General features: G+C 48.5%; 9 protein-coding genes. 8 read left to right on the top strand and 1 reads right to left on the bottom strand.

From position 1 onward, the window contains the following. From KGI06_05835 to KGI06_05800, 8 genes are all read left to right on the top strand, one after another. Nucleotides 1–460: hypothetical protein (locus KGI06_05835; protein MDE1871730.1), on the top strand; the 460-nt coding region annotated here is incomplete at its 5' end. A 284-nt stretch (nucleotides 461–744) separates the two neighbouring features. Further along, the gene (locus tag KGI06_05830) at nucleotides 745–1,551 is read left to right on the top strand and encodes a Mov34/MPN/PAD-1 family protein (GenBank protein MDE1871729.1); all 807 of its coding nucleotides are present in this window, start codon (nucleotides 745–747) and stop codon (nucleotides 1,549–1,551) included. Nucleotide 1,552: 1 nt separating this feature from the next. Further along, nucleotides 1,553–2,242, top strand: a complete 690-nt coding sequence (locus KGI06_05825; GenBank protein ID MDE1871728.1) for a ThiF family adenylyltransferase — start codon at nucleotides 1,553–1,555, stop codon at nucleotides 2,240–2,242. A gap of 1,117 nt (nucleotides 2,243–3,359) precedes the next feature. Beyond that, a complete protein-coding gene (locus KGI06_05820; GenBank protein ID MDE1871727.1) occupies nucleotides 3,360–3,515 on the top strand; it encodes a hypothetical protein in 156 nt (51 codons plus the stop codon). A 4-nt stretch (nucleotides 3,516–3,519) separates the two neighbouring features. Then, a complete protein-coding gene (locus KGI06_05815) occupies nucleotides 3,520–3,771 on the top strand; it encodes a hypothetical protein (GenBank protein MDE1871726.1) in 252 nt (83 codons plus the stop codon). 171 nt (nucleotides 3,772–3,942) lie between these two features. Further along, the gene (locus KGI06_05810) at nucleotides 3,943–4,275 is read left to right on the top strand and encodes a hypothetical protein (GenBank protein MDE1871725.1); all 333 of its coding nucleotides are present in this window, start codon (nucleotides 3,943–3,945) and stop codon (nucleotides 4,273–4,275) included. Nucleotides 4,276–4,388: 113 nt separating this feature from the next. Next, nucleotides 4,389–4,634: a hypothetical protein gene (locus KGI06_05805; protein MDE1871724.1), complete on the top strand. Its 246-nt coding sequence runs from the start codon at nucleotides 4,389–4,391 to the stop codon at nucleotides 4,632–4,634. Between the two features lie 781 nt (nucleotides 4,635–5,415). Then, complete coding sequence (locus KGI06_05800; GenBank protein ID MDE1871723.1) at nucleotides 5,416–5,718, top strand: hypothetical protein; 303 nt, start codon at nucleotides 5,416–5,418, stop codon at nucleotides 5,716–5,718. 1,000 nt (nucleotides 5,719–6,718) lie between these two features. On the opposite strand, the gene KGI06_05795 is transcribed toward KGI06_05800, so the two are convergent. After that, nucleotides 6,719–7,751 (bottom strand): AAA family ATPase (locus KGI06_05795; protein MDE1871722.1); only part of this gene is annotated, 1,033 nt, incomplete at its 5' end.

Genomic DNA, 7,751 nt, shown 5'->3' with positions numbered 1-7,751 from the left:
TCAGGCGGCTGGCAATCAACCAACCAACGTACAGCTATACAAACTAGCGTTTCCGTATTGTATATTCATCGCACACTTTCGAGTTCCAACTACCTTGTTGAGAGCATGTCTGTTTTATCGTACCAAGCCATTAGGCGTATCGATGGAGTCTTCTGATGTCAATGGACAGCACTTGTACAAAGCGGTATTAACTAACATATACGATAACGGCCAAATATGCTTAGGTGATATGGTCTTAACCTCTACCGAGCCAGCAGGAAAAACAGACGAACTAATAGCGAAGTTTTGGAGTTCTGAGTTCACAGATGAGCTAACCGAATCTATGGATTATGCTGATTATCCAGCGTTAAAAGGCTATGGAAACTGGCAAGCGGCTACTGAAGAAAACCCATTGTTTGTGCTAGAGGATGTATCATGGAAATGGGCTGGCAGTGCGCAAGATTACCAAATAACGGGATAAACCCTATGGCAACAAATCACAATCTTTCCCCTTCTCAGGTTTTGGCGGAAACCATACCAAGCGCCCCTAGAGGGTTTCCTCTGTTTTCCGCAATTGGTAGGCTGGAGGGACTCATAACATGTGACATGAACGCACTATCCGCCCGCCGCGCACAATGGACGGAGCATATAATTATGCGAACCGTACGCAAGCTGCGACAGCTAGGTATAACAGAGGAATATTCACTCAAGACGGACAGTATCCATTGGCAGACGGCTATGTATGCGGTACGGGAGTAAATCAACATGGAACCTATATTTTTTCATGACGACATACCTGTATTTAACGCACTGGATGATAATTTCAGTGTAACCAACTTGCCAAATCTGGCCTATCTCATAGATGGTACGGGATGGAAAGTCTACAAGCGCAACTGCTTGTCCACGGCTACGGTGCCAATAAAGCTGAAGAAAGCTTCTAACGTCACAGAGTTATGCGAGTTCACAGCTTCCCGTATTTCACTGGAACTCGTTAATCAGATTGTGGCGTTTTTCAGGGAAGTATATAAGCGCTATGGCAGTGAGGCGGCTGGCTACATATACTACCATCCCGCGGAAAAACGATGGCAGTTTATAGTGCCAAAACAGACCGTCAGTGGTGCCAGCTGCAAATATGAACTTCACCCCTTGTCGCACTTGCCCAATCCTTGGCGGCTTGCCGGGACTATTCACTCGCACGCAAATATGGCGGCCTTTCACAGCTCAACGGACTGTGACGATGAGCACAACTTTGACGGGGTTCATATCACAGTAGGCAGGCTGGGAGAATCTCAGCCTGAGTTTGCCTGTAGCATTGTTGCTGGCGGCACCAGGTTCAAGGCCGAGCCAAGCTTAATCTTGGAAGGTTGGCCGGAAGCCACCGTACCCGATGAATGGCTAAGGCAGGTTACGGAAGCCAAGCGCGAGGTTGTCTGGGAGGATTATGGTTCAATGGAGCCCCAGAAGAAAAAGACACCAAAAACCAAGAGCGACTTCCGCTTTCTCAACAAACCATTCAGAGTGCTTGTTGACGCCAGTGACGATGAGATCAGGCGCTATGGGCGCTGGAGCTGATATGAGGCAGGTAAAAATAATCGGCTTGGGCGGCATTGGGAGTTGGCTGGCAAAGGCCGTGGCTCCCATATTATACTACGGAGAGCGGCAACCAACATTGCTGTCGCTGATTGACGGGGATAAATACGAACCCAAAAATCATAACAGACAGGCGTTTAAGCTAAGCGACTCCATGAGTTACAAAGCTGAAGCACAACATGCGGAGTTGGCGGAATTTGAATCGCCCAAGCTGTTTATTCAGGCGCACAATGAGTTTATCAACCATGACAACGTGAGCGACTATGTCTGTTGTGATGATATAGTTCTATTATGCGTTGACAATCACGCCACGCGCAAGACAGTGAGCGATCATTGTGCGACACTGAGAAACGTTACGCTGATTAGTGGCGGAAACGACTATGATGACGGCAATGTACAGGTTTATGTGCGCAAAAATGGGCGCAACAAAACAGCCAATCTGACAACTTATCATCCTGAAATAGCCAACCCAACCGACAGGCCGCCTGACGAAGTCGGTTGTGAGCAGGCTATTGCTCAAGGTGAAACACAGACACTAACCGCAAATTTTATGTGCGCATCCATCATGTTGTGCTTGTTGCAGGGAGCGTTGAAGGATGAGTTGCCAAAAATCTGTGAAGTGTACTTTACTACAATTAAACCAACAGTAAGTTCAGTAGCAAGGAAGAGTTGAGATAAACTAATGACTGATAATGAAAAAGCAGCTACCTTCCTTGGATGGAAGCCACTAACGGCTTGTCATTCTGGCGAGCTTAACCTAAGCACCGCTTATGGAAAACGGTACTACTGCCTGGCGTGCGGAATTTGCGAGCTGTCACAACGCGCGCATTTTCTTGTTGCTCCTAATATGACCGATCCATGCAACTACATGCGGGCGCTGGAAACATGTGACTCTTGGGGCAAGGACGATCACATAGAGAAATATAGCAGCAACCATAGATGGGAGCCCTTAAGTCCTAATAGGCGCTGCAATATTTGTGGGGTGATAGAAAGCGACATCGAACCACAGCGGCGCGCAATGCACTCATTTTCGCCTCTAATGCCAGCTCCCGCACTGAATTCTGACTGGCACGTAGTACAAAATGGTAAGCGGGGAACAGGTAGAACGGCAGTGGAAGCCTTAGTCAATCTTTACAATGCACTCAATGAGGAGTAGGTCGATGTGTAATTGGGAATCATGTATGATCATTGTGGCTCTTTGGGCTGTTGCGGGTTTTATTGTCAGTTTGATATTCCCTTACTTACAAAGGTAGATAGAGGCATTATCATGAGCTACGATCACTCAGACTCAGAGGAAGATTGCTCAATCATTCTGCCTTCTCAAATGGCTCGTGGGTATAGAGACGATCCGATTCGTAACTTGATGATTGAGATTCTCCGGGACGCCATACGATGCCACCAAGACAAGGCCAAGCCAGTTACCAAGCATCACACAAAGCAATACGGTGATCCATTAGCGACGGAATGGTTGTTTGACAGTGAAAGCGACGGTGTATTCTCGGTTAAGACGATTTGCCAAGCGTTAAACGTTGACTTGGGCGCTTTACAAGCGAGACTTAGAGCTGGTAAGATGGTCAACACCAGTTCACTTCGCTATGTAGGTCCAACGGGATAATAACCATGGTAAGCGCACATACTAGCATTGGCGAAGAGTTTTACTTATGGCTTAAGGATCGTCTGCCTGATAGTTTAGCTCTCAAACCGGAATGGGAATCACTAACCGCTGAGGATCAAACAGCATGGACACTATTCGCAAGCACGTTATTAACGAAAGTCCTACAACTCAAGTTATGGTAAATACAGACGCCAACTTCGGTAAAGAGTTTTATCTGTGGATCAAGGAGCAATTCTCCGATAGCACTATGATCGGGGGGAGCTGGGAATCGCTCAGCCCTGAGGAACGGGCAAAATGGACAGCGCTGGCAAACGCGCTGCTAATGGAGTAAGTTTATGACCGGCGAAGAGTTATGGAAATGGATAATATGGCGGATTCCTCGCCTTAAGTACAAAGATGACTGGAAACAGTTAACTCCTCTAATACAACTGAAATATAATGTAATAGCCGACGAACTCATAACCAGAAAGAGCGACAATACTCAGGACGCAGATTCTATAATCTCGGCATGTTTGGAGCTGCCTATGGATCAGCGCCAAAAGCTGTATAAGTTACTCTACAACTCAGGTTGTAGGGTGAACAAGTAATAGCATGAATCAAATTACCATTTGTGAGCGCTGTAATAATCCGTGTAATGTCAATGTTGTGTATTGGGAGGAAAAACACGGCTGGTCTTTTGGCCCCTATGAAAAGTGCAGCGAACTGGTGTCTGACTGTTGTGGCGCGGCTTGTTATGTGGTAGATGCTGAGGAAGAGAAATGAAGTACCAAATGAAACACCAAAAAAAGCCCGCTATGGTTGAGGCCATTCGATGGGATGGCGAAAACTTCGAGCCGCTATGGGAACTTGCGCACGTGCCAAAAGGGTTAAACTATGGGCAGAGGCTAATTTATGGAGAAAGGGGAGTAGGCGGCACCATATGGCAACCATTCACGCCGAACAGCTCGGGTCGTGTAATGATTCATACACCTAAAGGAGCCGTGTCCGCATCGCCCGGTGACTGGATAATCAGAGACGCCGAAGGCGAGTTCTACCCCGTCAAGGATGAGATGTTTCAAGCGACCTACGAACCCGTTGAGGAGGAGGGGTGATGCTCCCCGAAGATGAAAAGCTGTTACGGTTGGCCGAGGCGGCGCATTTACCGTGGATGCAGACTCACGATATCAAGTACGGACCCGCATTGTGGAATAGCCTCCGGGAATTCATGGCTCGGTGGGAAGCTACGCTCGAAAGAAGTATTGTTCCCGCTCGCTGGCAGGCTGAAATTGAATACGCTCAGTGCGCCGCCAACGCCGTGCCGCACCTGCTCAAGCGCATTGAGGCGCTACGAAAGGCACTAGAAAATTGTCTATACGCGGACGGCAACGCTGGTGAGGCGCAGTGCGCCATAAAGGCGGCTGAAAGAGCCCTCGCCGCTGATGAAGCTGCCACAACAAAGGAGGAGGAGTGATGGAGAAAAAACCATGAGCAGTAGACAAGAAGTGACAACACAAGCTGAGTTTGACGCTGTTGTAGCAGCCGGTGGTATACCCAATGTCAGAACTGGCTGTTGGCGAGTTGGCGGAGTTACTCGCGTCAAGGCATGGGACTCCGCTAATGTTACAGTGTTGGAGTCTGCCTGTGTCGAGGCGTGGGATTCCGCTCATATTAAGGCACATGGCTCCGCTCGTGTTATAGCACGTGGGTCTGCTCAGGTCGAGGCGTCAGGCTCTGCTCACGTTGTAGCGCAGGAGTCTGCTCGTGTTGTAGCATATGAGTCTGTTCGCGTCGAGGCGTATAGGTTCGCTCATATCGAGGCGTATGGCTCTGCTCGCGTTGTGGCATATGGCTCTACTCACGTCAAGGCGTTGGAGTCCGCTTACGTCGAGGCGTTGAATTCTGCTCATGTTGAGGCATGTGGGTCTGCTCACGTTGTGGCGTATGGGTCTGCTCATATTAAGGCATGGGACTCCGCTTACATCGAGGCATATGGGTTTGCTCATGTTGTAGCGTATGGGTTCACTCGCATTGTGGCGTCGGAGTCCGCTCACATTGAGACATATGGGTTCGCTTACGTTGAGGCATATGGCTCCGCTCACGTCGTAGCGCGTGGGTCCGCTCATGTTAAGGCGACTAAGTACGTATCATGCGTCATTAACTACGACCACAAGGGCATGGTGGTCGGCGGTATTCAGATTCGACCTGACTATTCCACGCCCGCTAAATGGCTGGAATACCATGGTGTCACAATCATGGACGGGACTGTTGTGCTCTATAAAGCGGTGCGCGATGACTACCGCTCCGCTCGCGGGTTCCTGTACCAGCCCGGGACGCAGGTGGAGGCTCCCGATTGGGACGGCGGCGCCCACGAATGCGGCGGCGGCCTGCATCTGTCGCCATGTCCGGAAATGGCAAAATCATTTGATTCTAATGCAACTCGAATACTCGCGGTGACAGTTATAGTTACGGACCTCACGGTTGGGCCAATGCCGTTAGCATGCCTGCATAAAATCAAGGCGCGGCGGATTGTCGAGATTAAGGAAGTTGAGTTCTGATAATGAAGCACCGAAACAAGATAACACCACAGATCACAACCATAACCACAGAAGAGTATTCGACAAGGATTGGAGCGACCTTGGAGATTGCCTATACAAAGCGAGACCACGAGCCTCCATATATCTGGGTTGAGCGAGTGATTGAAGAAGATTGCTTTATGATAACTGGAAACCAAACGTTAAGCTTGAAACCAGACGAGCTTCGCAAAGTCGCAGACGTGCTAAGTAAGTTAGCTAATCATTTTGGAGTGGAATGTTAAGGAGATAAAAAATGGCGAGGCCAGCACAAAAGTATTTGGACAAACTCTTGTCGGCGCTTTGTAAGTCAGATTGCCCTGAATGCGACAATAGCCGCGCATTAATCGCGGAAATCAACGTATTGAGGGCTGAGCGGGCCAAACTACACGCTACATGCGCGACGCTCGCAAAAGCTTTGGCCGCATGCAGAGCCGCCAAAACGGGAGAGTGGTATTACGGAATATAATCCAAGTTATGGAACACAGACAGTGTATAGTTTATGACTCTTGTAACGGATATCGTGTTTCTGGCGATCTTGGGCGAGCCTGGATGCTTTTCGGCTGTTATGAAAAGCAACCCGGACAAGCTTCGGCATGAACTGAACGGTGAAATATTCGCCCAAATAAGTTATCTGTTGTGGCGTAGCTTGTATGATAATAGTTGGTTGGATACTGGAAGTTAAATCACTAAGAGGGCTTTGTTATGGCAATATCAACTACAATCAAGTTTGTCGATATACGTAAAATTGGTGACCGGTTAACCCTTGGCTATGATAGTCAATATGACGTAGCCCACAACCAATTAACGGAGGAAATCACTATCACTGTTGGCCGTGTTTCACCTAACCATATTAGGCTGACACGTAGTGAGGCAATAAGTATTAATAACTACCTGAGTAACCTTATCACTGATTTACCAAAAGTTGATGATGTCCGAAGGCAGGTAATAGCAACATGTCAAGAGCTTTCGGACGTAGAATAAACTATCCTTGGTAAAAATCGCCGATGTCAAACGATCCAGCCCAACTGGTAAGAGTGGCAACCTCCTCCTCATCAGTCAAGGACCAAACCCAATGAGCGTCAACACCAAATCCTTGTTTGGCTTTTCTTATGTTCATAAGTTTGCTGGCCCGCCATATGGTTTTACGGGCTATACCAGCCTTTTTCGCCCATGCAAACAGTTCTATGGATGATTGTGGGCCATTTTCAAGAGCATCACGTATGAATGCAGCGGCCTCCTCAGTGGAACCACTGGCGCCGGGTTCGGTATCGGCTGTTATAACATCATCAGCATTTACCGGAACAAGGCCATCCCATTTTATGGTTGAGGTGACAATTTGAGTTCCATCGGCAGTAATGTATTGGCGTTCCTCAGGTATAAACGCCATACCACCACGAACCTTGGTCCAGTTCTGTTTCACTGGTACCATAATACATCGTAATGGGTTGGCCTTATCACGGCCAACGCTTAGAGCGGCTCTAGCGGCGCCTATTATCCCTATGCTGCCACCACCACGATATATGGCGGCTTTGTCAGTGGACTTATTAAGGTGTCGAATGAACAGAACTGAGCAATCCAAGTGCTTGGCTAGTTGCTCCAAAGTGCGCAACGCTTTTCTAACGTGATGATTGCGATAATTGTCAACACTACTGGATAAAAATGCCTCTATGGGATCAAATATGACAAGCTTTACGCCCCAATTAACTATGAACCGTTCGAGTTGTCCAACATGATCCGGGATAGTGAATGAATCTCCAACAGCGGCTTCGAGGTCTGGCACCATGATATGGCAATGGCGCAAGTCGGCTCCAGCCACCTTGAGTCTTGGTACAATTACCTCTTCCTCAGGATCTTCAGCGTTGGCAATTATGACGTGGCCTTGCGGGCAAGCTGAATCATCCGGCCAAGGCGAGCCGTTGGAAACATGGGCAGCGATAGCCAAGCTGAGCGTGCTTTTTGCCACTCCTGGATCGCCTTCCAAGATGCAACACTGGCCTATGGGAATCAAGCCGGGC

This window comes from Candidatus Micrarchaeota archaeon, assembly GCA_028866575.1.
Classification (GTDB): domain Archaea; phylum Micrarchaeota; class Micrarchaeia; order Micrarchaeales; family Micrarchaeaceae; genus UBA12276.
Note: the sequence above shows the minus strand (reverse complement) of the source record. Positions and strands in the feature narration are given on the sequence as shown.

Excerpts from the sequence above, each read along its gene's own strand:
- KGI06_05830 (MDE1871729.1), top strand. The coding sequence starts at position 745 with ATGGAACCTATATTTTTTCATGACGACATACCTGTATTTAACGCACTG.
- KGI06_05825 (MDE1871728.1), top strand. The coding sequence starts at position 1,553 with ATGAGGCAGGTAAAAATAATCGGCTTGGGCGGCATTGGGAGTTGGCTG.
- KGI06_05820 (MDE1871727.1), top strand. The coding sequence starts at position 3,360 with ATGGTAAATACAGACGCCAACTTCGGTAAAGAGTTTTATCTGTGGATC.
- KGI06_05815 (MDE1871726.1), top strand. The coding sequence starts at position 3,520 with ATGACCGGCGAAGAGTTATGGAAATGGATAATATGGCGGATTCCTCGC.
- KGI06_05810 (MDE1871725.1), top strand. The coding sequence starts at position 3,943 with ATGAAGTACCAAATGAAACACCAAAAAAAGCCCGCTATGGTTGAGGCC.
- KGI06_05805 (MDE1871724.1), top strand. The coding sequence starts at position 4,389 with ATGGCTCGGTGGGAAGCTACGCTCGAAAGAAGTATTGTTCCCGCTCGC.
- KGI06_05800 (MDE1871723.1), top strand. The coding sequence starts at position 5,416 with ATGGACGGGACTGTTGTGCTCTATAAAGCGGTGCGCGATGACTACCGC.